Consider the following 22,735-nt stretch of genomic DNA (forward strand, 5'->3'; position numbering starts at 1 on the left):
CCGCTGGCGTACGTGGGCTCACTGCTCGTGGTGCTTGTGGTGCTCGTGGTGTTCCGACAGGCCCGGCCAGTCGTCGGGGCCGCCGCCCTGCCACTCGATGAAGTCGCTCTCCGCGAGGTCCGTGACATACAGATCGGCCAGCCGCAGGATCTCGCTCACGTCGTCCTCGTGCGTGGCGATCCCCAGTGTCTCGTCGCCCGAGGTGACCCGCCGGGAGCCGTCCAGGGCCGGCGGATGCACCACGATGTGCGGATGCTCCGTTGGATGTGCCATGTCTTCAGGCTGCTGCGGACGCGATGGTTCCGCACCCCGGGAACACCGAAGAGCGCCGGATACGGGACCGTCCGTATCCGGCGCTCTTCAGCCCGGTGAGGGTGTGGCTGGGACCGCGGCGGATGCGACGGAGCCTGGAACGCCTTCCCTCAGGTCGAGAAGGGGAACTCGGGTCCTTCACCACCGCACTGGCTCGCACGCCGCCGCGGTCCTCGGCCTGCCCGCGCGATCCGACCGGCCACCCCTCATCCGGGCCGTTCGGCTGTCGCGGGCCGTCCTGGTCAGTCCTCTCAGTCCTCGCGCAGGGCGTGGACGGCCTCCTCCACCCGCTTGCCGTACTCCGGGTCGGCGGCGTGGAAGTGGGCCAGGTTCTTCTCGATCACGTCGTCGCGGGAGACCTGGGAGAGGCCGCCGGCGATGTTCGCGACGAGGCGGGACTTCTCCTCCTCGGACATCAGCCGGTACAACTCGCCCGCCTGGAAGAAGTCGTCGTCCTTGGTGTGCAGCGGGGCCTCGTGCGTGCCCGTGTGGCCGTTCACCGCCAGCGGGGCCGACAGCGGGCGGCCGGTCTGAGCCGGGCCGTCGTACGAGTTGGGCTCGTAGTTCTTGGCGTGGCGGCCCTGGGAGTTGGACGCCATGAAGCCGTCGCGGCCGTAGTTGCTGGCGACCGTCGCCTTCGGGGCGTTCACGGCGAGCTGGGTGTGGTTGACGCCCAGGCGGTAGCGGTGGGCGTCCGCGTAGGCGAACAGACGGCCCTGGAGCATCTTGTCGGGGGAGGGGCCGATGCCCGGAACGAAGTTGTTCGGGGAGAACGCGGCCTGCTCGACCTCGGCGAAGACGTTGTCCGGGTTGCGGTCCAGCACGAGCCGGCCCACGCGCTGGAGCGGGTAGTCCTTGTGCGGCCAGACCTTGGTCAGGTCGAAGGGGTTGAAGCGGTAGTCCGCCGCCTCGGCCGCCGGCATGACCTGGACGTGCAGGGTCCACGACGGGTTGACGCCCCGCTCGATCGCCTGGAGCAGGTCCGTCTGGTGGGAGTTGGGGTCCTTGCCCGCGATCTCCGCGGCCTGCTCGCTGCTGAGGCAGCGGATGCCCTGGTTGGTCTTGAAGTGGTACTTGACGAAGAAGACCTCGCCGTCGGCGTTCGTCCACTGGTAGGTGTGCGAGCCGTAGCCGTTCATGTGGCGGTACGACGCCGGGATGCCGCGGTCGCCCATCAGCCAGGTCACCTGGTGCGTGGCCTCGGGGGCGTGCGCCCAGAAGTCCCAGACGTTGTCCGGCTCCTGGCGGCCGGTGAACGGGTCGCGCTTCTGCGAGTGGATGAAGTCGGGGAACTTGATCGGGTCCTTGATGAAGAAGACCGGGGTGTTGTTGCCGACGAGGTCGTAATTGCCCTCTGCCGTATAGAACTTGACAGCGAAACCGCGCGGGTCGCGGACCGCGTCCGCACCGCCCAGGTTGTCGGCGACGGTCGAGAAGCGCAGGAAGACCTCGGTGCGCTTGCCGACCGTGTTCAGGAAGTCGGCGTGGGTGAAGCCGGTGACGTCGTCGGTCACCTCGAAGTAGCCGTACGCGCCGGAGCCGCGGGCGTGCACCACGCGCTCCGGGATCCGCTCCCGGTTGAAGCGCGCCAGCTTCTCCAGGAGGTGCTGGTCCTGGAGCAGGAGCGGGCCGCCGATGCCGGCGGAGGCGGAATTCTGGTTGTCTGCGACCGGGGCGCCGGACTCCGTAGTGAGTGTGCGAGCGGTGAGCACGCGCTTCGACATCGTGGACCTTCCGTGCGGGTGTCAGCGGGAAGTTTCGGAAAAGAACTTCCGCTTTGTGGAGCCTAGGAGTGGGGTGTCTGGACGTCAACAGTTTGTTGAAGTTGGTTCCGGGCCGCGGCGGCGCCTGGGCGCGACAGGACAGTTGTCAGCGCCGCCGCGGCCCGGAAGTCTCTGGGGTGCTCGTCAGAGCTGGGCGCCGGAGAGGCGCTCGACCGCGCGCAGCAGCGCGCTGTGGTCCAGGTCGCCGTCGCCCTGCGCACGCAGGGACGCGACCAGCTGGGCGACCACCGCGCCGACGGGCAGGGCCGCGCCCACGTTGCGGGCGGCGTCCGTCACGATGCCCATGTCCTTGTGGTGCAGGTCGATCCGGAAGCCCGGCTTGAAGTCCCGGTTCAGGAAGTTGTCCTTCTTGCGGGTCAGCACGGTGGAGCCGGCCAGCCCGCCGTTCAGGACGTCCAGCGCGGCCGTCAGGTCCACGCCCGACTTCTCCAGGAAGACCACGGCCTCGGCGCACGCCTGGATGTTCACGGCGACGATCAGCTGGTTCGCGGCCTTCACGGTCTGACCCGAGCCGTGCGGACCGCACAGCACGATGGTCTTGCCCAGCGTCTCGAAGATCGGCTTCGCGGTGTCGAAGTCGGCCTGCTCACCGCCGACCATGATCGACAGTACGGCCTCGATCGCGCCGGCCTCACCGCCGGACACGGGCGCGTCCAGGACGCGGATGCCCTTGTCCTTGGCGGCCTTCGCCAGGTCGACCGAGGTCTGCGGGGTGATCGAGGACATGTCGATCAGGAGCGCGCCGGACTTCGAGTTCTCCAGGATGCCGTCCGGGCCGTACGCGATGGCCTCGACCTGCGGAGAGGCGGGCACCATCGTGACGACCACGTCGGCGTCCCGCACGGCCTCGGCGATCGAACCGGCGGCGGTGCCACCGGCGGCGGCGAGCCGGTCCAGCTTGTCCTGCTCCAGGGTGAAGCCGGTGACGTCGTAACCCGCCTTGATCAGGTTCTCGGACATCGGGGAGCCCATGATGCCGAGGCCGATCCAGGCGATCTTGGGGAGTGTGCTCATTGGGGGTGCCTCTCTAACTGCGGCAATGCGTCTGCGAATTGGCGGGTGTCGGCAAAATCAGCCCGTTGGGGGTGCCCCTCTGGGGGAGTTTGAGGACGAGGCCCGTTCAGGGCCGAAGCGGGGGTCTGGGGGCGGCAGCCCCCGGTGACGGCCACCTCAGCGGGCGGCGCGCTGTTCCACCGGCAGCCAGCCGAAGGCTTCCGCGCTCGGGCGGTCGCCCGGCTTGTACTCGAGGCCGACCCAGCCGTCGTAACCCGCCTTCTTCAGCTGGTCGAGGAGATCTTCCAGGGGCAGCGAGCCCGTGCCCGGGGCGCCGCGGCCCGGGTTGTCGGCGATCTGCACGTGGCCGGTCCTGGCGGCGAACTGCTCGATCACCTGCGGCAGGTCCTCGCCGTTCATGGACAGGTGGTAGAGGTCCATGAGGAAGCGCGCGTTGCCGAGCCCCGTCGCATCGTTGACCTTGTCGACGGTGCCGACGGCGGCGGGGGCGCTCACCAGCGGGTACAGCGGCGACTCGGGCTGGTTCAGGGCCTCGATCAGCAGGATCGCGCCGATCCGGTCGGCCGCCCGCGCCGCGAGGACGAGGTTCTCCAACGCCAGCGCGTCCTGCTCGGCCGGGTCCACGCCGTCGACGCGGTTGCCGTACAGGGCGTTGAGCGCCTTGCAGCCCAGGGACTGCGCGAAGTTGGCCGCCACGTCGATGTTGGCGCGGAACTTCTCCGACTCCTCGCCGGGGATCGACAGGGCCCCGCGGTCCGGGCCCGGCAGCTGACCGGCGTAGAAGTTCAGACCCGTGAGCTGGACGCCCGCGTCCTCGATGGCCCTCTTGAGGGCGTCGAGCTCGGACTGCTCGGGGATGGGGGAGTCGACCCAGGGCCACCACAGCTCGACCGCGGTGAAGCCTGCCGCGGCGGCAGCCGCGGGGCGCTCCAGGAGCGGGAGTTCCGTGAAGAGGATCGACAGGTTGACGTTGAAGCGCTGCTCTGCAAATCCCATCGGGGCCGGCGCTCCCTTCCGTTGCGATCGATCGAGATTCCGTATTATGGAAGTTCGTTTCTGCTTAATGGAAGACTGCCTGTGGCCTGCGGCGGCTGTCAAGAGCGACCGACAAAAAAGCGCCCCCGCGCGGGTACGCGGGGGCGCTTGCGGAACGGGGCGGCTCAGAGTGCGTCGACGGCGCTCACCTTCCACCCCTCTGACGTGCGGGTCATCGTCATCCGCACCCGGTTCAGATCCATGCGGGCTCCGGTGACCTGGGTGCTCTCGGTGACCTGGTTGACGAAGAGCAGGACCACGGCCTCGTCCGCCGAGGCCGACACCACGGAGGCCGCGGGCGTTCCCCCGTCGGCGGGCTCCGCGATCGTCGCCTTCACCACCCCGTCGTACTTCTTCGCCGTCGGCCCGACCACGGTCTGTGTGGTCTTCCGGTACTCGTCCCGGAACTTCCCGGTCAGCCGGTCGCCCGCCGCGGCGAAGTCCCGGTCCAGATGCCGGTGGTCGTACGACAGCACGACCGGCGCCGCCTTCCGCGCGGCATCGAGCGCCTGCACGCGCGCCTGCTCGGCCTGCTCACCCGCCCGGTACCGCTGTCCGAGTACGGCGACGGCGACCAGGCCCGCCAGGAGCAGCACGGCCACGAGCACGGTGAGCAGTCCTCTCCGGGAACGCCGCACACCGGATCCGGAGTCGCCCTCCGCGAAGTCCTCCGGCAACGGCTCCGGCGGGTCGTCCCAGCCGTCCGGGGGCTCGATGACCACGGTGCGCCCGACGAGCGGAGGCGCCTCGGCCGCTGCGGTCGCCGGGCCGGCGTCGTGGTGGCCGCGTTCCGCGCGCCTGGCCGCGGCGCGGGCCGCCGCCGTCATCGTGTGCCGGGTCGGGGAACCGGCGCCGCGGCCTCGGGTGGTCGGTTTCGCCACGGTCTTACTCCTCACTCGGTGATACGGCGGTGGTCAGCCCACGAACTCGACGTCGGAGGTCAGCCAGCGGCCGTCCTCGTGGACGAGGTCGAGTTGCAGCCGGTACGTGCGAGCCTCCCCCTTGGGCACGGCGGTGTTGGTCACCTTGCTGTCGGCGACCACGAGCACACGAGCCGTGCGCTCGTCGGAGCGGACGATGCCCGCGTCGAGGACCTGGCCCTCGGACACGGACTTGTTCCGCGCGACAAGCTCGGTCAGCTCCTCGGTCTGCGCGGCGAACTCCTTCTTGAAGTCGCCGGTGGCGCCCTTGAGCACATTGCCGCTGTCCCGGTCGTAGCGCCGGTAGTCGAGGGAGGTGAAGTTGAGCGCCGACTGCCGGGCCGCCGCCAGGATGTCCTGCCGGCGCTGCTCCGCCTGGCGCTGGTCGTAGAGCCGGCTGCTCAGCCAGAGCGCGGTCGCGGTGGTGAGGACGGTCGCCACGACGAGCCCCACGGACAGGGCTCTGGAGCGTCCGGCTCGGGTGGTCAGGCTCCGGGTCGCATGGAACACGAGCCCGCTCATGCCATCGGTCCGACGAGCAGCCATTGCCACGACTCCTTTCCGAAGACGGTCTGCTGGCCGCCCGTCGAGCCGATCTCGACGGGCGTTCCGTCCGGGCCGGTGAGAGTGCCGGTCTCCGGGTCGTACGGCGTGACGTACGCCGCCTGGTCGGCCCCGCCGCGCGCTGACGCGCCGGGGGCGTTCTGCGCGCCGCGCACCGAGGTGGCGCTGCCGCGTGGGGCCGTGCAGCGCGCGTCGGTGTTCGCCTCGCGGGTGCTGGTGTCCGCCGGGTTGCGCCGGGCGGTGCCGTAGCCCTGGGTGCAGGGCGGCGGGTCGTCGGCGTTCACCACCAGGCCGAAGTGGGTGGTGCCGTCACCGGGGACGACGGTGTGGCTGCCCGCGACCACCACCGGGAAGGTGACCAGGGCCTGCTCCACGCCGGGCAGCCGCGCGAGCGTGACCTGCCCCCCGCTGATCAGGTTGGCCAGCAGCACCGACAGCCGCGGCTCGACCGACTTCAGCAGCGAGTTGAGCTCGACCGCCGCCGGTGTCGCGTTGCCGATGAGCTTGCGCAGGTCCCCGTCGCTCGACTTCAACTCCGCGGTGAGCAGGGCGAGATCGTGTGAGAACGCCTTGATGGACGAGCCCTGGTCGGCCTGCGTCTTGAGCACCTTCCGGGAGTCCTCGATCAGCGAGATCGTCTCGGGCAGCGACTCGGACGCCGACTCGACGAGCGCGTTGCCCGAGTCGACCAGCCTGCTCAGATGCGGGCCGGTGCCGGAGAATGCCTTGCCCAGCTCGTCGACGGTGACGCGCAGATCGTCCTTGCCTACCGAGTTGACCAGCCGGTCGAGGCTGAGCACCAGGTCCGTCGTGGGCAGCGGTACGCGCGTGCGGTCGCGGGGGATCGTGCTGCCCTGCAGCAGGTACGGCCCACCGGCCGCGCGTGGCTGGAGGTCGACGTACTGCTCGCCCACCGCCGAACGGTTCGCCACCACGGCGAGCGTGTCCGCCGGGATGCGTGGCGCCCCGTCCTCGATGTCGAGGGAGACCGAGACCCCGCTCGCGCCGGTCAGCTTCAGCGCGCCGACCCGGCCCACCGGCACCCCGCGGTAGGTGACCTCGGCGCCCTTGAAGATGCCCCCGGAGTCAGGGAAGTCGGCCCGCACGGTGTAGCCGCGGCCGAGGAGGCTGTCCACGAGGCCCGTGTACTCGGCGCCGACGTAGGACACGCCGACGGCGGTGACGGTGGCGAAGGCGAGCAGTTGGGCCTTGACCGTACGTGTGATCACGGCTGTATCCCCTTCAGCATCAGCTCCGCGAGCGCAAGGTCGATCCCCGGCGGCAGATCCCGGGCGGTGCCGGTGCCGTAGGCGGCGGTGCACACCGGTGGGCAGAGCGGGCCGCCGTCGGACGGCGCGGAAGGAGCCGCCGGTGCGTCGGGCAGCCCGGGTGCGGGCGTCGGCACGCTCGGCAGACCGGGGAGATCGGGTACGTCGGGGAGTTCCGGGGCATCCGGAAGGTCCGGTGCGTCGGGGGCGCCGCCCTCGTCACCCGGCTCCTCCGCCAGGTTGCCGTAGATGCTCGCCAGATCGAGGTCCGCGGTGACGGCGAGGTTCACGTAGTCGCCCTTGATGGCGTCGACCGCGTTGCGCGGGAAGGGGTAAGTGGTCAGCAGCTCAAGGGAGTTGGGCAGATCGTCGCCTGCCTTGTTGAGCTGCTCCAGGATCGGCCGCAGCTGCTTGAGGTTGGCGACCGTGTCGTCCCGGGAGGCCTTGACCACCCTGGTGCCCGTCGTGCCCAGCTTCGACAGCGCGGTGAGCATCCTGGTCAGGTCGCGCCGCTGGTCGGCGAGCACCTTGAGAGCGGGCGGCATCGTGTCGACGGCCTTGGCGATCGTCTTCTTCTCCTTCCCGAGCCGCCCCGCGAGCCGGTCGACGGCCTCGAGCGCGCGGACGATGTCCTCGCGCTGGTCGTCCAGGCCGCCGAGGAACGTGTTCAGCTCCTTGAGCAGGGACTTGACCCGGTTCTCGCGCCCCGCCAGGGCCTTGTTCAGCTCCACGGTGATCGTCTTGAGCTGGGCCACCCCACCGCCGTTGAGGAGCGCCGACAGGGCGGACAGCACCTCCTCGATCTCGGGGTTGCGACCGCTGCGGCTGAGCGGGATGCGGTCGCCGTCGCGGAGCCGGCCCACGGGATCGGAACCGGGCGGGGCGGACAGCGCCACGTACTTCTCGCCGAGCATGCTGGTCTGCCTCAGCTCGGCGACCGCGTTGGCGGGCAGCTTCACCGAGTCGGCGACCCGCAGCCGTACACGCGCGTGCCAGCCGTCCAGCTCGACCTTCTCCACCGCGCCCACGGTCACGTTGTTGACCTTCACGGCGGACTGCGGCACCAGATCGAGGACGTCGCGGAACTCGACGGTGACGCGGTACGCGTGGCCGTCCGAGGCCGCGCCTCCCGGCAGCTCGACGTCGTACCAGCCGTTGAACTCGCAGCCGGACAGCAGCAGCGAAGCGATCGCCGCCCAGGCGAGCGCACCTGCCTTGCGCCTCATGCGCGGCCCTCCAGGATTCCGCCGAGGGTCCGGTCGACCGTGCCCGTACTCGGCACGGCGGGGGCCTTCGGCACCTCGGGCAGGGCGCCGAAGAGCTTTTTCAACTGCGCACAGTCCGGGTTCTCGCCGCCCTCGTCGCCGGTGGTCCGCAGGACGGAGCACAGCAGCGCGGCCGGATCCTGTGATGTCTGCGCGTTGTTGCGGGTGTCGAGAGTCCCGGAGGACGCGTTGTAGGCGTTCTGGAGATTCGACAGACCGGTGGGGGCGACCTCCAACAGCTCCTCCAGCGCGGCCCGTTGGTCGACGAGCACCTTGGTCACCTTGCTGAGGCCCTTCACGTTCGAGGTCAGCGACTTCTTGTTGGCCTTCACGAACGCGGACACGTCGCCGAGCGCGGTGCCGAGGTTGCGCAGCGCCGCCGCGAGGTCCTTGCGCTCCCCGGCCAACTGCTCCGCCACCTCGGCGAGGCTGGTGTTGAACGACCGCACGCTCTTGTCGTCGGCCGCCAGCGCCGCCGTGAACACCTGGAGGTTGCGCACGGTGCCGAACAGGTCCCCGCGGCCGTCGGACAGCGTGGTGACCGCCTGAGAGAGGTCCTTCACGGTCTGGTGGATGTTCCCGCCCTGGCCCTCCAGGTTGTCCGCGCTCACTCCGAGCAGCCGGGACAGGGAGCCGTCCTTGTTGGCGCCCTCGGGGCCGAGCGCCTCGGCCGTGGTGTGCAGGCTGTCGAAGATCCGGTCCAGCTCGACCGGCACGGCCGTGCGCGACTCGGGGATGACGGCGCCGTCCCGCAGCGCCGGGCCCTCCCGGTACACGGGCAGCAGCTGCACATAACGGTCACTGACCACCGAGGAGTTGATGATCGCGGCCTGGGCGTCGTCCGGCACCTTGCGCCCCTCGTCGTACTCCAGCTCCACCCGCACCCGGCCGCCCTCGGGCGTGATCGTCTTCACCTCGCCGATGCGGACGCCGAGGACGCGGACGTCCGAGCCGGGGTAGATGCCGACGGTGCGCGGGAAGTACGCGGTGACGCGCACCTTCCCGGGGCGCGGCCACAGCACGAAGACGGCCGCGACGACGAGGGTCAGGGCGAGGAGCAGTGCCAGGCGCCGCTTCATCGTGAGCCTCCCGTGCTCGGCACCACCGGGGCGGCGACCAGGTTCTGGACGTAGGAGTCGAACCAGCGGCCGTTGCCGAGGGTGTTGGAGAAGACCCGGACGTAGGGCGCGAGCAGCCGGACGCTGCGGTCCAGGCTCGACTGGTTGCGTTCGAGCATCTCGACCACCTGGTTCAGGCCCTTGAGCGCCGGGCCGATCTCTTTGGCGTTGTCCTCGACCAGGCCGGAGAGTTCGACGCCGAGCGCGGCGGAGGTCTTCAGCAGCTTGTGAATGGCCTGGCGCCGCTTGCTGATCTCCCTGAACAGCGCGTCGCCGTCCTTGACCAGGGCGGTGAAGTCCCCGGTGCGCTCGGCCAGTACGCCCGTGACGCCGTTGGCATGGTCGAGGAGTTCGCCCAGCGCCTTGTCGCGCGAGGCGACTGTCCGGGAGATCTTCGACAGGCCCTTGATGGAGGCCCGTACCTCGGCGGGCGAGTCCTGGAAAGTGGTGGAGATGGTGTCCAGGGCCGTCGCCAGCCGGTCGGTGTCGACCTCTTCCGTCGTGGTGGTGAGATCGCTGAAGGCTTGTACGACGTCGTACGCGGGAACGGTCCGCGTCAGCGGGATCTCAGTGCCGGGCTTCAACTGCCCTGGGCCCTTGGGGTGCAGGGCGAGGTACTTGGCGCCGAGGATCGTCTTGACCCGGATCGAGGCCCCGGTCGCGGTGCCGAACCCCGGGTCACCCTTGATCTTGAAGGTGACCTTGACGTGGTCGCCGTCCAGGTCGACCTCCTCGACCTTTCCGACCTTGACCCCGGCGATCCGTACCTCGTCGCCGGGCTTGAGGCCGCCCGCCTCCGCGAAGGCCGCGCTGTACGTCTCGCCGTCGCCGATCACCGGAAGGCTGTCCGCGTTGAACGCGGCCACGGCCAGCAGCGCCAGGGTGGTCAGCCCGACGGCGCCGATCACCACCGGGTTCTGCTCGCGGAAGGGTGGGAGGTGCGGGAACCGGATACGCGGCAGCCTCGGCGGCTCGACGCGCACCTTGAACAACGGCTGGGGCTTGCGCTTCCTTCGGACCCGGATGCTCATCCCGCGCACCTCGCCCTCGCCACGTGCAGTTCGGGAGTGAGCACCTGCTTCGTCTTCGGCAGCACGATCCGGCCGTCGAAGTCGCAGAGGTAGAAGTTGAACCACGAGCCGTAGGACGCCGTCCCGGTCAGCTCGTTGAGCTTGTTCGGCAGTCGCTTCAGCACGCCCTCCACCGTCTTCTCGTTGTCGTTGAGCGTTCCGGTGAGATCGGTCAGCTCGGCGATGTCGTCCTTGAGGGGCGGACGCGCGTCCTGCAAGAGCCCCGACGTCGCCTCCGTCAGGTTGCCGATGCTCACCAGCGACTCGCCGATCGGCTTGCGGTCGGCGGACAGCCCCGAGATCACCCGGCGCAGTTGCTTGAGCAGCCCGGAGAATCGGGCGCCGCGCTTGTCGAGCGTCCCCAGCACGGTGTTGAGGTTGTCGATCACGGAGCCGATCAGCTTGTCCCGGCCGGCGAGCGTGGTGGTGAGCGAAGCCGTGTGCGCGAGCAGGCTGTTGACCGTGCCGCCCTCGCCCTGGAGTGTCTTGATGATTTCGGTCGCGAGCTGGTTGACGTCCTTCGGGCTGAGCGCGGCGAACAGCGGCTTGAAGCCGTTCAGCAGGGCGTTGAGGTCCAGCGCGGGCTGCGTCCGCGCCAGCGGGATCGTCGCGCCGGGCCGCAGCCGGGTGCCGTCGCCCGCGCCCTCGGTCAGGGCGACGTACCGCTGCCCGACGAGGTTCCGGTAGCGGACGACCGCGCCCGTGCTCTTGAGCAGCGGACGCTCCTCGCTGACCGTGAACGTGACCTCGGCGCGGGTCCGGTCCTTGATCCGGATGCCCTCGACCTCGCCGACCCGCACCCCGGCCACTCGTATGTCGTCGCCCTCCTCCAGGCCGGTGACGTCGCTGAACACGGCGCGATAGGTGTCTGTGGGGGTGAAGGAGATGTTCACGATGGTGGCGGCGAGCAGGGCCGTCGCCAGGATCGTCACCAGGGCGAAGAGGCCGAACTTGATCAGCGGACCGGCGGTCCGGCGAGCTTTCGTCGTGCTCATGCGACGCTCACCGCCGTCCCGCGGGCCATCGGCCCGAACAGCAGCGTCGCGACCGGCGGCACCTCGTCGGCGGGCATGCCCAGGACGGGGGCCACGAGGGAGCCGACGGCGCGCTGTTCGGCGCGGGTACCGGACACGTCGGACGTACCGTCATTGAGCTTGGTGTGCGGCGCGGGCACGCTCGGGTGGGGCAGGCCCCGGCAGTCCGGGCCGGACCGCTCGCCGTAGTGGGGCTCCTCGCCGGGTTCGTACGCCGGCCGCTGCCGTACGACTTCCAGGGTGATCCGCATCTTCCCGCCGCGGAACGCCTCCTCCGAGGCCTCCTCCTGCCGGACCAGGCCGTCGAGCAGGCACGGGTACTGAGGCGAGTAGCGGGCGAAGAGATCGAGGGTCGGGCGGGACACCCGGCCCAGGGCGATCAGCCGGTCACCGGTCCGGTCGAGGAAGCCGTCCGCCGTGTCGGCGGCGGTCGTGGTCGAGGTGAGCGCGGCGGCGAGCTGATCCTTCTGCTCCACCAGCGTGCGGCTGGTGGTCACCGTGTTGCGCAGGATCCGCATCAGGTCGGGCGCCGCGTCGCCGTACACCTCGGCGACGTCCGCGAACCGCGCGATGTCCTCCTTCAGGGACGGCAGATGTGGGTTGAGCCCCCGCAAGTAGGCCTCCACGCGCGTGAGGTTGGCGCCGATCCGGTCGCCGCGCCCTTCGAGGGCCGTGGCGAAGGCGGACAGCGTGGCGTTGAGCTCGCCGGGCTCGACCGTCCGCAGCAGCGGCAGCAGGTCGTTCAGCAGCTGCTGGAGCTCGATGCCGACGCGGGTGCGGTCCTGGGTGATCACGTCCCCGGCGCGGATCGACCGCGCGGACGAGCCGGCCGGGACGACCAGATCGACGTACTTCTCGCCGAACAGCGTCTTGGGCAGCAGCCGTGCATGCACATCGGCGGGGATGTACGACACATGCTCCGGCTTGAGCGCGATGTCGAGCGTCGCCTTCGTCCCGTCGGCCCGAACCTCGCGCACCTCGCCGACCAGCAGCCCGCGCAACTTGACGTCGGCCCGCCGGTCCAGCTGGTTGCCCAGGCTGTCGGCCTCCAGCGTGATCCGCACGACCGGCGTGAACGCCTGCTGGTAGACGGCGACGGACAGCGACAGCAGCAGGGCGAGTACGGCGATGAAGACGACGCCGTACAACCGCAGTCTCAGTACCCTCATACGGCGGCTCATCCCGCAATCCGTACGGTCGTGTTGGCGCCCCAGATCGCCAACGACAGGAAGAAATCAAGGACGTTGATCGCCACGATCGACGTCCGCACGGCCCGCCCCACCGCGACGCCGACGCCCGCAGGACCGCCGCTCGCGTAGTAGCCGTAGAAGCAGTGCACCAGGATGATCACGACGGCGAAGACCAGCACCTTGCCGAAGGACCACAGCACGTCGACCGGCGGCAGGTACTGCTGGAAGTAGTGGTCGTAGGTGCCCGCCGACTGCCCGTAGTAGCCGGTGGTGATCGTGCGGGCGGCGAAGTACGACGACAGCAGCCCGACCACGTACAGCGGGATCACGGCGACGAAACCGGCGATCATCCGGGTGGTCACCAGGAACGGCAGCGAGGGCACGCCCATGACCTCCAGGGCGTCGGTCTCCTCGCTGATCCGCATCGCGCCGAGCTGCGCGGTGAACCCGGCGCCGACCGTCGCGGACAGCGCCAGCCCGGCCACCAGCGGGGCGATCTCCCGGGTGTTGAAGTACGCCGAGAGGAATGCCACGAAGTTGGACGTGCCGAGCTGGTTGAGCGCGGCGTAGCCCTGGAGCCCCACCTCCGTGCCGGTGAAGAACGACAGGAAGGCGATGACGCCGACCGTGCCGCCCACGACGGCGAGTGCGCCCCGGCCGAAGCTCACCTCGGCGAGCAGCCGCAGGATCTCCTTCTTGTAGCGGCGCAGAGTGCGGCCGGTCCAGGCCAGCGAGCGGCCGTAGAAGGAGAGTTGAGCGCCCAGGTCCTCAAGGGACTTCAGGGGGCGGTCGAGAAGTCTCATCGCTCAGCCCCTCTGCGGAACGACCTGGAAGTACACCGCGGTCATCACGAAGTTGGTCACGAACAGCAACATGAAGGTGATCACCACCGACTGGTTCACCGCGTCGCCCACACCCTTCGGGCCGCCCTTCGCGGTGAGTCCCTTGTACGAGGCGACGATCGCGGCGATCGCGCCGAACACGAGCGCCTTGAACTCGGCCGCCCACAGGTCCGAGAGCTGCGCGAGGGTGGTGAACGAGGCCAGATACGCGCCCGGTGTGCCGTCCTGGAGAACGACGTTGAAGAAATAGCCGCCCGCCACCCCGACCACCGACACCAGGCCGTTGAGCAGCACCGCCACCACCATCGAGGCCAGCACGCGCGGCACGACCAGCCGGTGGATCGGGTCGATGCCCAGCACCTGCATCGCGTCGATCTCCTCGCGGATCTTCCGCGCCCCGAGGTCCGCGCAGATCGCCGTGCCGCCGGCGCCCGCGATCAGCAGGGCGGTCACGATCGGCGAGGCCTCGCGCAGCACCGCGAGGACGGAGGCCGCGCCCGAGAAGGACTGGGCGCCGAGCTGCCGGGTGAGGCTGCCGATCTGGAGGGCGATGACCGCGCCGAAGGGGATGGAGACGAGGGCGGTCGGCAGGATCGTGACGCTCGCGATGAACCAGGCCTGCTGGATGAACTCCCTTATCTGGAACGGCCGTTTGGGGACGGTCCGTACGACGTCCAGGGCCATCGCGAACAGGCTGCCGGAGTGGCGCAGCGCGCCGACGGGGTTGAGACTCATGCGTGCGCCACCTCCTCCTCCCGGCGGGCGATGGCCTGCCAGCGGGGCGGGCGGGGGATACCCGGGCTGGGCAGCAGCCGGGGCGTGAGGTGCTCCGGGTCGGTGACCTCGCCGATCTCGGCCAGCTCCTGCTCGACCTGGGCGGCGTCCTTCTCCTCCGCCATGCCGATCGGCCCCTGCATCCTGCCGTTGAGGAACTGCCGTACGACCGGTTCGTCGCTGGTCAGCAGACGGTCGCGCGGCCCGAACATCACCAGCTCGCGGCGGAACAGCAGTCCGATGTTGTCCGGGACCTGGCGGGCCGAGGCGATGTCGTGCGTGACGATGAGGAAGGTCGCGTCGATCTGGGCGTTGAGGTCGACGATCAGCTGGTTGAGATACGCGACGCGCACGGGATCCAGCCCCGAGTCCGGCTCGTCGAAGAGAATGATCTCCGGGTCGAGGACGAGCGCCCGGGCCAGTCCGGCCCGTTTGCGCATACCGCCGGAGATCTCGCCGGGCAGCTTCTCCTCGGCGCCGATCAGACCGACCATGTCCATCTTCTCGAGGACGATCCGCCGGACCTCGCTCTCCGGCTTGCGGGTGTGCTCGCGCAACGGGAAGGCGATGTTGTCGTACAGGTTCATCGACCCGAACAGCGCGCCGTCCTGGAACAGCACGCCGAAGAGCTTCCGCACCTCGTACAGGTCGTGCTCACGCAGTTTGGTGATGTCCCGGCCCTGGACCGTGATCGACCCGCGCTCCGGCTTGAGCAGTCCGACGAGCGTCTTGAGGAACACCGACTTGCCCGTGCCCGAGGGGCCGAGCATGACCGAGACCTCCCCGGCGGGCAGCGTCAGTGAGACGTCCTGCCAGATGACCTGGTGACCGAAGGACTTGGTCAGCCCTTCCACACAGATCTCGACACCCATCCGGTTCACCCTTCAGCCGTGGAGCAGCCCTGACATCTGCTCTACGGGGAGGGGCGGGGCGTCCGTCGCGGCGGACGCGAATTTTTTTCGGACGGGCTGAGCGGGGGGCTATGGCAGCGCGTCGACCGGCGTGGTGGGAGCGGAGGGCATGGGGGGTGTGTCCGGAGTCTCGGGGGTGGCGGGGAGGGTGGGAGCGCTGGGTGCGGTTCGCGGCAGGTCGCGCGCGTCTTTTTTCGGATGGGCTGAGCGGGGCTATGGCAGCGTGTCGACCGGCGTGGTGGGAGCGGAGGGCATGGGGGGTGTGTCCGGAGTCTCGGGGGTGGCGGGGAGGGTGGGAGCGTTGGGTGCGGTTCGCGGCAGGTCGCGCACGTCCGGGACGGTCGGGAGTTCCGGCACGTCGGGCACGTCAGGCACCTCGGGAGCGGCCAGGTCCGGTGCCGCGGAGATCTTCGGCAGGGGCGGCACGGACAGCGGCAGCAGTGACCGGTCGCCCGGCGTCCGCCTCGCCTCCGGGGCGGCGGCGGTCGAGGCGTCCGGGGTCTCGCGCCCGCCCGGAGCCGTCGCCCGGCCCTCGTCGTCCGGCTGCTGCCACGCCTCCGGCACCGGGGAGACGGCGACCCGAGGCGCCGCCCCCTGTCCGTCCCAGTCGTCGGCGTACGGCAGCACAAAGCCGGCCACGGCCACAGTCGCCGCCGTCGAGGCCGCCGCCAGGGCCTGGGCATGACTCGCCCGCGGCCTGCCCCGGCCGCACAGGAACAGCGCGAGGCCGAGCGTGCCGGCCAGCGAGTTGCGCAGCGTCCGGCGGGCCCGGGCCAGCAGCGACTCGACCGTCCGATAGCTCAGGCCCATCCGCACGGCGACCTGGCTCACGTCCAGGTCCTCCGACTTCAGCCGGATCGCCTCCGCCTGGCGCGCGGGCAGCTCCCCGCTGCGCACGGCCAGCCATCTGGCCTCGGCCCGGTCGCACACCGCCTCCTCGACCGGCACCGGTCCGGGAGCGATCAGCGTCGGGCTGCTGCGCACCTCGGCCTCCCGGCTGACCTGCCGGTAACGGTCGATGCACAGCCGTATCGTCACCGTGGTCAGCCAGGCGGCGAGCCGCTCGTCGTCCAGGTCGGGGCGTTCCGCCGCGCGCAGCATCGCCTCGTGCACGGCGTCCTCGGCGTCCTCCAGGGACATCGACCTGCGGCGGGCCACCTTGATCAGCTGCTCACGGTGCGTCCACATGCGCTCCCACCGGTCGTGGGCCGCCTGTATCTCCGCGGGCATGTCCATCGCCATGAGGGCCCCTTCGCGCTCACCCGCCGGCCACGTGCGTCCGGCGGGGCGCGACATTACCGTCCGGTAGCGGCGGTTGTGGAGGGGGTGGCGTCCAACGTGTTCGCATCGTTGCCGGGCAGCGGAGCCGTGCTGGGCAGCACGTCGTCGCCGGGCAGGGGGAGCGAGGGCCGCGGCGACGGTTCGGCGGACGGGGTGCGGGGCGCCGGCCGCGGGGCGGTCGGGGGCGCGGATCGGGACGGGGACGGGGACGGCGTAGGGGGTACGACGCCTGCTGGGCCGGGGCTGCGGGCCAACACCGTGTGCCCCACCTGGGTGCGCGCAGTGCCCTTCGACTACCGCCTCGAAGAGGTCCGGCGGACCGCCGCTGCGACTCACTGACGAACTGGTGCCCGCGGACGGCAGCCGCTCCTATGACGTGCAGCAACTGTCTGCGCAGGCCGGCGAATTGGCAGGCTTCGTCGCCCAGGGCAGCTGGACGGCGAGGTCGTCGCCGTCCAGCTGCGTACAGGCGGCCCACATGCCGAAACGGCTGGTGCGGGGGTCAGGCGACCTTGGCGGACTCCCGCTCGTCCGCGGGGTCCCCGCCGCCCACGGCGGCCCGTGCTTCGCGGCCCCGGACGAAGTCCAGGAAGGAGTTGAGCTCCCGCTTGACCACGGGGGCCAGCAGGTAGAGGCCGATGATGTTGAACACCGACAGCAGGAAGAGCGCCGAGTCGGCCAGGCTGATCAGCGAGTCGAGGGAGAGCAGGGAGCCGAGGACGACGAACGCGCTCCAGATGGCCTTGAAGACGATCTCGCTGGTCCGGCTCTTGCCGAAGAGGTACGTCCACGCCTTGAGACCGTAGTAGCCCCAGGTCAGGATCGTGGAGAAGGCGAACAGCAGCACCGCGACGGTCAGCAGGTCCGGGAACCAGGGCAGTACGGTCTCGAAGGCGTCGGAGGTGATGGTGACGCCGCCGATTTCGTCCGCGTTGCCCTCGCGGGCCTCGGCCCAGCTGGGCGGGTTGGCGATGGCGATGGTCAGCGCGGTCATGGTGCAGATGATGACCGTGTCGATGAACGGCTCCAGCAGGGCGACCAGGCCCTCGCTCGCGGGATGCTTGGTCTTGACCGCGGAGTGGGCGATCGGGGCCGAGCCGAGACCGGCCTCGTTGGAGAAGGCGGCGCGCTGGAAGCCGACGATCAGGGCGCCGATCACACCGCCCGCGACACCGTCGGCTTCGAACGCGCCCTTGAGGATGTCCTGGACCGCGTCGGGTACCGCGGTGACGTTCGCCAGGATGACGACCAGGCAGGCCACGATGTACATGCCGGCCATCGCCGGGACCAGCTTGCTGGTGACCGAGGCGATGGAGCGGATACCGCCGAGCAGCACCAGGCCGACCAGCGCGGCGACCACCAGGCCGAAGAGGACGGCACCGGTTGAGGAGGCCATGAAGCCGTCCTCTCCGCCGAAGTTCGAAGCGACCTGCGCGTAGCTCTGGTTGGTCTGGAACAGGTTGCCGCCGAAGAGGCCGAAGAAGAGGATCATGACGGAGGCGAGGACGGCGAGCACCTTGCCGAACTTGGCGCCACCGCTGCCGAAGCGCTCGGCGAGCCCCTTGGGCAGGTAGTGCATCGGACCGCCGGAGACGGTGCCGTCCTCATGCTCCTCGCGGTACTTCACACCGAGGGTGACCTCGACGAACTTGCTCGCCATGCCGAGCAGGCCGCACAGGATCATCCAGAAGGTGGCGCCGGGGCCACCGATGGAGACGGCGATGGCGACACCGGCGATGTTGCCGAGGCCGACGGTGCCGGAGACGGCGGCGGTCAGCGCCTGGAAGTGGTTGACCTCACCGGGCGAGCCCTCCTCGTCGTACTTGCCGCGTACGACGTCGATGGCGAGCTTGAACTTGCGTACCTGGATCAGCCCGAACCAGGTGGTGAAGATCAGGCCCGCGATCACGAGCCAGGCGACGATGAGCGGAAGGTCGGTGTCGCCGACGGGCACGGTGTAGAAGACAACCTTGCCGACGTTGGTGGCGACGGGCTCGAAGAAATCGCTGACGGCGTCGTCGATGGATGTGGTGACGGACTCGAGTGACATGTGGTCTACCTCGGTGGAGCGGGACGTGCTGGCGCGGCGCAGCAGTGGGGGGATGGGTAAAGGGACGGTGTGCGCATGGCAAAGGTCGTCCCATGAAGGAATTGGGAAGTCCTATCACGCTCTGGGCGCGGTCTCGAGTGACCCAAGTCGCACAAAGATGCCCCTGTGGCACAAATCTCAGGGGGCGGCAATGCGATCGTTATCCGGATTTGAGCGTCCGCTGAGGAACGCAGCCTGAAAACGGCTTGACAGGTCACCTGAAGCCCAGCCTGGACGTTCCACTGCCACCTGCGTATGCCCCTGAGCTGCGCCCGGACCGGCCTTGCCCGGGGATCAGGGGAGCCGGACGACTGGCACGGCGGGATCCTGTGGTCATGGCGTGAAGTGGTCGCTCACGGTGCGCTGCGCCAGTACACCTCCGCTCGTTCGGCAAGTTCCTTGTCCCAGGGGTATCGCGGCTGTCCCATATCGGGGTCCAATGGTGGGAGTCAGGCCTTTCGCGCCCGCATCGGTCAGAAGAGGCAAGAGGCACGCAATGGATCCATGGCTGATCTGGTTGATCATCGCAGCCGTGTTGGCTGCGGCGGAGATCTTCACTCTTACTGCTGCGCTCGGAATGCTGAGTGCGGCCGCGTTGGTCACGGCGGGATCTGCCGCGGTGGGGCTGCCGCTGCCCTTCCAGTTCTTGGTATTCACCATCGTCGCTACGGTCACCGTGGTGTTCGTGCGCCCCATTGCGGTGCGCCACGTGCTCCAGCCTCAAGCGGCGCGATTCGGTGTGGACGCACTGGTCGGCAAGCCTGCCCATGTCGTTGCCGAGGTGACGGGCCTGGGCGGCAGGGTCCGTATCGACGGTGAGGAGTGGACGGCCCGCGCCTACGACGAGACGCTGGTGATTCCTGCTGGAAAGACCGTCGACGTCATGGAGATAAGCGGCGCCACCGCGATCGTCTACCCACGGGACTGAAGCCATGGAAACCTCGGCGTTCCTCATTGCCGGCCTGATCGTCGCGCTGATCGCGGTGTTCACCGTGGTGCGGGCGGTCCGTATCGTGCCCCAGGCGCGCGCTCGTAATGTCGAGCGGCTCGGCCGCTATCACCGGACCCTGAATCCCGGCCTCAGCCTCGTGATCCCTTATATCGACCGCGTCCATCCGGTGATCGATCTGCGGGAGCAGGTCGTCTCCTTCAAGCCGCAGCCGGTGATCACCGAGGACAATCTGGTCGTTGAGATCGACACCGTCCTGTATTTCCAGGTCACCGACCCGCGAGCGGCCTTTTACGAGATCGCGAATTTCCTTCAGGCGGTGGAGCAGCTCACCGTGACCACCTTGCGCAACGTCGTCGGATCCATGGACCTGGAGAAGACGCTCACCTCGCGGGACACCATCAACAGCCAGCTCCGTGGCGTGTTGGACGAGGCCACCGGAAAGTGGGGGCTGAGGGTCAACCGGGTGGAGATCAAGGCCATCGACCCTCCGCAGTCCATCAAGGACGCGATGCAGAAGCAGATGCGGGCCGAGCGGGACAAGCGGGCCGCGATTCTCGGGGCCGAAGGGCAACGCCAGTCGCAGATTCTCACCGCTGAAGGCGACAAGCAGGCCGCCGTCCTGCGCGCGGAGGGTAACCGTACCGCTGCGATCCTCCAGGCCGAGGGCCGGTCCCGGGCCATCGACGAGGTGTTCCAGGCCGTCCATCGCAACGATCCCGACCCCAAGCTGCTCGCCTACGAGTACCTCCAGATGCTGCCCCAACTCGCGCAGGGCTCGGGCAGCACTTTCTGGATGATCCCCAGCGAGGTCACTGCCGCGCTCCAGGGTGTGTCCCGCGCCTTCAGCGAGGTGCTGCCGCAGTCGCCGGCCACCCGCGAGAAGCCCTCGGACGACATGATTGCCCAGGCCGCCAACGACAAGGCTCAGGCCGCAGAAGCCGCCGCCGCGGCCCTCGCCGACGCAGCCAAGGCCGAGGGCGTCGCCTCTGACACCCTCCCGTCCAACCCCCCACGCTGACCAGGGGCGACGATCGCCGATCCATAACGTCACCGTCGGCCCGCCCACCGATCGTGCCCCTCCCGCCCGGTTGTACCGAGGCCGACCTCGGTTAGGGTGGCCCGCTGGATCTTGACCAGATGCTGATGGATCCTTGACGGAACATTGGCAAGCAGGAAGGCCGGGGTGTGGCGGGACGCGCGGTGCGGGTGTGGCAGTCACTGCTGGCCGCGCACCCTGCTCGTACGGTCGTCATGGGCTTCGCTGCGGTGATCCTGCTGGGGACGGTGCTGCTGATGCTGCCCGTCGCCACCGAGGACGGCCGGAGCGCCGATGCGGTGACGGCGCTGTTCACGTCCACGTCCGCGGTGTGCGTGACCGGACTGGTCGTGGTGGACACCGGCACGTACTGGAGCGGCTTCGGCGAGGGCGTGATCCTCGTCCTGTTCCAGATCGGCGGCTTCGGCATCATGACGATGGCCTCGCTGCTTGGCCTGCTGATCTCCGGGAAACTGCGGCTGCGGATGCAGCTGACCGCGCAGGCGGAGACCAAGAGCCTGGACATCGGGGATGTACGGCGGGTGCTGCTCGGGGTCGCCGGATGCACGCTCGCGGTGGAACTCGCGGTGGGCGCGGTGCTGGCGCTGCGGCTGCGCTTCGGCTACGGCGAGTCCATCTGGGATGCCGCGTATCTGGGCTTCTTCCATGCAGTGTCGGCGTTCAACAACGCCGGGTTCGGCCTGCACGCCGACAGCCTCACGAAGTACGCGCAGGATCCGTGGGTGACGCTGCCCATCGCCGTGGCCGTGATTCTCGGCGGAATCGGTTTTCCTGTGCTGCTGGAGTTGCTGCGGCACCGCAACCGGGCCCGCGCCACGGGCCGGCGTCGCTGGTCGCTGCACTTCCGGCTGACGGTGATCACCACCGCCGTGCTGCTGTTCACCGGGACGCTGCTGACATGCGTGCTGGAGTGGACGAACGGCGGCACGCTGGGCCCGTTCGACTGGCACAAGAAGATCCTGGCAGGCTTCTTCCACTCGGCGATGTCCCGAACAGCGGGGTTCAACAGTGTCGACATCGGGGCGATGACGGACGCGACCCTGCTGCTGACCTGCATGCTGATGTTCATCGGCGGCGGCAGCGCGGGCACCGCGGGCGGCATCAAGGTCAGCACCTTCGCGGTGCTGGGTGCGGCGATGTTCGCCGAGGTGCGTGGTGAGCCCACGTCCTCGGTGATGGGCCGCAGGCTCGCACCGCATGTGCTGCGGCAGGCGCTGACCGTGGCGCTGGCCGGCGTGGGCTTCGTGATGACGGCGACCCTCGCCCTGCTCGCCGTGGTCGACGAGCCCTTCGAGGAGGTGCTGTTCGAGTCGGTCTCGGCCTTCGGCACGGTGGGGCTGTCCACCGGTATCACCGCTGACCTGCCGACCGTCGGCCGACTGATCGTCATCGTGCTCATGTTCGTCGGCCGGCTCGGCCCGGTCACCCTGGTTTCGGCGCTTGCCCTGCGCGAGCGGAAGCGCCGCTACGAGCTACCCGAGGAGCGACCCGTCATTGGCTAACTTTCTGCACTCGCTGCGCCGGCGCCGCCGCAAGCGCCTCGCGGGGCACGCTGCTGCCGCCGGTCATGGTGACCAGCGTGTGGCCGTGATCGGTCTGGGCCGCTTCGGCAGCTCGCTGGCTCATGAGCTGATGCGGCGCGGCTGGGATGTCCTCGGCGTCGACACCGACCCCCACCTCGTCCAGAGGCTGAGCGACGATCTCACCCACACCGCGGTCGCCGACTGCACCGACCCCGAGGTGCTGCGCCAGCTCGGCGTGCACGAGTTCAGCAGCGCCGTGGTCGGTATCGGCACCGACATCGAGGCCAGCATTCTGATCGCCTCCAACCTGATGGACGTGAACGTGCCCAACATCTGGGCCAAGGCCATCAGCCGCCAGCACGGCCAGATCCTCGAACGCCTCGGCGTGCACCACGTCGTGCTGCCCGAGCACGAGATGGGCGAGCGCGTCGCCCACCTGGTCACCGGCAGGATGCTCGACTTCATCGAGTTCGACGACGACTACGCCCTGGTGAAGACCGTCGCCCCGGCCATTTCCACCGGTATGCCACTCGGAGAGAGCCAGGTGCGCAGCAAGTACGGGGTGACGGTCGTCGGCATCAAGCGGCCCGGCGAGGGCTTCACCTACGCCACCGCCGAGACGGTCATAGAGAAAGGGGACGTCATCGTCGTCACCGGCAAGATCCACGATGTGGAGTCCTTCGCCGAACTCAGCTGAGTGAACCGCGAGCCGCCGTATCGCTGCTCTTTGCT

General features: G+C 69.4%; 22 protein-coding genes. 5 read left to right on the plus strand and 17 right to left on the minus strand.

What is annotated here, in order from left to right:
• Positions 1–18 precede the first annotated feature (18 nt).
• The 16 genes from QQY66_RS40270 to QQY66_RS40345 form a co-directional block, all read right to left on the minus strand.
• Complete coding sequence (locus QQY66_RS40270) at positions 19–273, minus strand: hypothetical protein (protein ID WP_301985339.1); 255 nt, start codon at positions 271–273, stop codon at positions 19–21.
• Positions 274–563: 290 nt separating this feature from the next.
• Positions 564–2,036: a catalase gene (locus QQY66_RS40275; protein WP_301985340.1), complete on the minus strand. Its 1,473-nt coding sequence runs from the start codon at positions 2,034–2,036 to the stop codon at positions 564–566.
• 183 nt (positions 2,037–2,219) lie between these two features.
• Positions 2,220–3,110, minus strand: coding sequence for a 2-hydroxy-3-oxopropionate reductase (locus QQY66_RS40280; protein WP_301985341.1), 891 nt, complete (start codon positions 3,108–3,110; stop codon positions 2,220–2,222).
• Positions 3,111–3,266: 156 nt separating this feature from the next.
• Positions 3,267–4,106 (minus strand): TIM barrel protein, encoded by an 840-nt coding sequence (locus tag QQY66_RS40285; RefSeq protein ID WP_301985342.1) that lies wholly within the window; start codon positions 4,104–4,106, stop codon positions 3,267–3,269.
• Between the two features lie 164 nt (positions 4,107–4,270).
• Entirely contained in the window at positions 4,271–5,026 is a 756-nt protein-coding gene (locus QQY66_RS40290) for a hypothetical protein (protein ID WP_301985343.1), read from the minus strand.
• Positions 5,027–5,059: 33 nt separating this feature from the next.
• A complete protein-coding gene (locus QQY66_RS40295) occupies positions 5,060–5,611 on the minus strand; it encodes a hypothetical protein (RefSeq protein WP_301985344.1) in 552 nt (183 codons plus the stop codon).
• A complete protein-coding gene (locus QQY66_RS40300; RefSeq protein WP_301985345.1) occupies positions 5,584–6,858 on the minus strand; it encodes an MCE family protein in 1,275 nt (424 codons plus the stop codon). Before QQY66_RS40300 ends, QQY66_RS40295 begins: the two co-directional genes overlap by 28 nt.
• Positions 6,855–8,123, minus strand: coding sequence for an MCE family protein (locus tag QQY66_RS40305; RefSeq protein ID WP_301985347.1), 1,269 nt, complete (start codon positions 8,121–8,123; stop codon positions 6,855–6,857). Before QQY66_RS40305 ends, QQY66_RS40300 begins: the two co-directional genes overlap by 4 nt.
• Positions 8,120–9,241: an MCE family protein gene (locus tag QQY66_RS40310; RefSeq protein ID WP_301985348.1), complete on the minus strand. Its 1,122-nt coding sequence runs from the start codon at positions 9,239–9,241 to the stop codon at positions 8,120–8,122. Before QQY66_RS40310 ends, QQY66_RS40305 begins: the two co-directional genes overlap by 4 nt.
• On the minus strand, positions 9,238–10,311 hold the full coding sequence (locus QQY66_RS40315) for an MCE family protein (RefSeq protein WP_301985349.1): 1,074 nt from the start codon (positions 10,309–10,311) through the stop codon (positions 9,238–9,240). The genes QQY66_RS40310 and QQY66_RS40315 overlap by 4 nt, the downstream gene beginning before the upstream one ends.
• Entirely contained in the window at positions 10,308–11,345 is a 1,038-nt protein-coding gene (locus tag QQY66_RS40320) for an MCE family protein (RefSeq protein ID WP_301985350.1), read from the minus strand. Before QQY66_RS40320 ends, QQY66_RS40315 begins: the two co-directional genes overlap by 4 nt.
• On the minus strand, positions 11,342–12,553 hold the full coding sequence (locus tag QQY66_RS40325; protein ID WP_301985351.1) for an MCE family protein: 1,212 nt from the start codon (positions 12,551–12,553) through the stop codon (positions 11,342–11,344). Before QQY66_RS40325 ends, QQY66_RS40320 begins: the two co-directional genes overlap by 4 nt.
• An 8-nt stretch (positions 12,554–12,561) precedes the next feature.
• Positions 12,562–13,377, minus strand: coding sequence for an ABC transporter permease (locus QQY66_RS40330; protein WP_301985353.1), 816 nt, complete (start codon positions 13,375–13,377; stop codon positions 12,562–12,564).
• 3 nt (positions 13,378–13,380) lie between these two features.
• On the minus strand, positions 13,381–14,151 hold the full coding sequence (locus QQY66_RS40335; protein WP_301985354.1) for an ABC transporter permease: 771 nt from the start codon (positions 14,149–14,151) through the stop codon (positions 13,381–13,383).
• Positions 14,148–15,062: an ABC transporter ATP-binding protein gene (locus QQY66_RS40340; protein ID WP_301985355.1), complete on the minus strand. Its 915-nt coding sequence runs from the start codon at positions 15,060–15,062 to the stop codon at positions 14,148–14,150. Before QQY66_RS40340 ends, QQY66_RS40335 begins: the two co-directional genes overlap by 4 nt.
• A gap of 252 nt (positions 15,063–15,314) precedes the next feature.
• The gene (locus tag QQY66_RS40345) at positions 15,315–16,343 is read right to left on the minus strand and encodes a sigma-70 family RNA polymerase sigma factor (protein WP_301985356.1); all 1,029 of its coding nucleotides are present in this window, start codon (positions 16,341–16,343) and stop codon (positions 15,315–15,317) included.
• A gap of 84 nt (positions 16,344–16,427) precedes the next feature.
• Between QQY66_RS40345 and QQY66_RS40350 the strand changes: the two genes are divergently transcribed.
• Positions 16,428–16,721 (plus strand): hypothetical protein, encoded by a 294-nt coding sequence (locus QQY66_RS40350; protein ID WP_301985357.1) that lies wholly within the window; start codon positions 16,428–16,430, stop codon positions 16,719–16,721.
• A gap of 163 nt (positions 16,722–16,884) precedes the next feature.
• Here QQY66_RS40350 and QQY66_RS40355 read toward each other — a convergent pair whose 3' ends face one another.
• Complete coding sequence (locus tag QQY66_RS40355) at positions 16,885–18,432, minus strand: sodium:alanine symporter family protein (protein ID WP_301985358.1); 1,548 nt, start codon at positions 18,430–18,432, stop codon at positions 16,885–16,887.
• 535 nt (positions 18,433–18,967) lie between these two features.
• On the opposite strand from QQY66_RS40355, the gene QQY66_RS40360 reads away from it, so the two are divergent.
• From QQY66_RS40360 to QQY66_RS40375, 4 genes are all read left to right on the plus strand, one after another.
• Complete coding sequence (locus tag QQY66_RS40360) at positions 18,968–19,399, plus strand: NfeD family protein (RefSeq protein ID WP_301985359.1); 432 nt, start codon at positions 18,968–18,970, stop codon at positions 19,397–19,399.
• A gap of 4 nt (positions 19,400–19,403) precedes the next feature.
• Entirely contained in the window at positions 19,404–20,441 is a 1,038-nt protein-coding gene (locus QQY66_RS40365) for an SPFH domain-containing protein (RefSeq protein WP_301985360.1), read from the plus strand.
• Positions 20,442–20,608: 167 nt separating this feature from the next.
• Positions 20,609–21,982: a TrkH family potassium uptake protein gene (locus tag QQY66_RS40370; protein WP_301985362.1), complete on the plus strand. Its 1,374-nt coding sequence runs from the start codon at positions 20,609–20,611 to the stop codon at positions 21,980–21,982.
• Positions 21,975–22,700 carry a TrkA family potassium uptake protein gene (locus QQY66_RS40375; RefSeq protein WP_301985363.1) on the plus strand — a complete coding sequence of 242 codons (726 nt, stop codon included), beginning with the start codon at positions 21,975–21,977 and terminating at the stop codon, positions 22,698–22,700. The genes QQY66_RS40370 and QQY66_RS40375 overlap by 8 nt, the downstream gene beginning before the upstream one ends.
• Positions 22,701–22,735: the final 35 nt, after the last annotated feature.

Origin of the sequence: Streptomyces sp. DG2A-72 (assembly GCF_030499575.1) — a bacterium.
Taxonomy (GTDB): Bacteria; Actinomycetota; Actinomycetes; order Streptomycetales; family Streptomycetaceae; genus Streptomyces.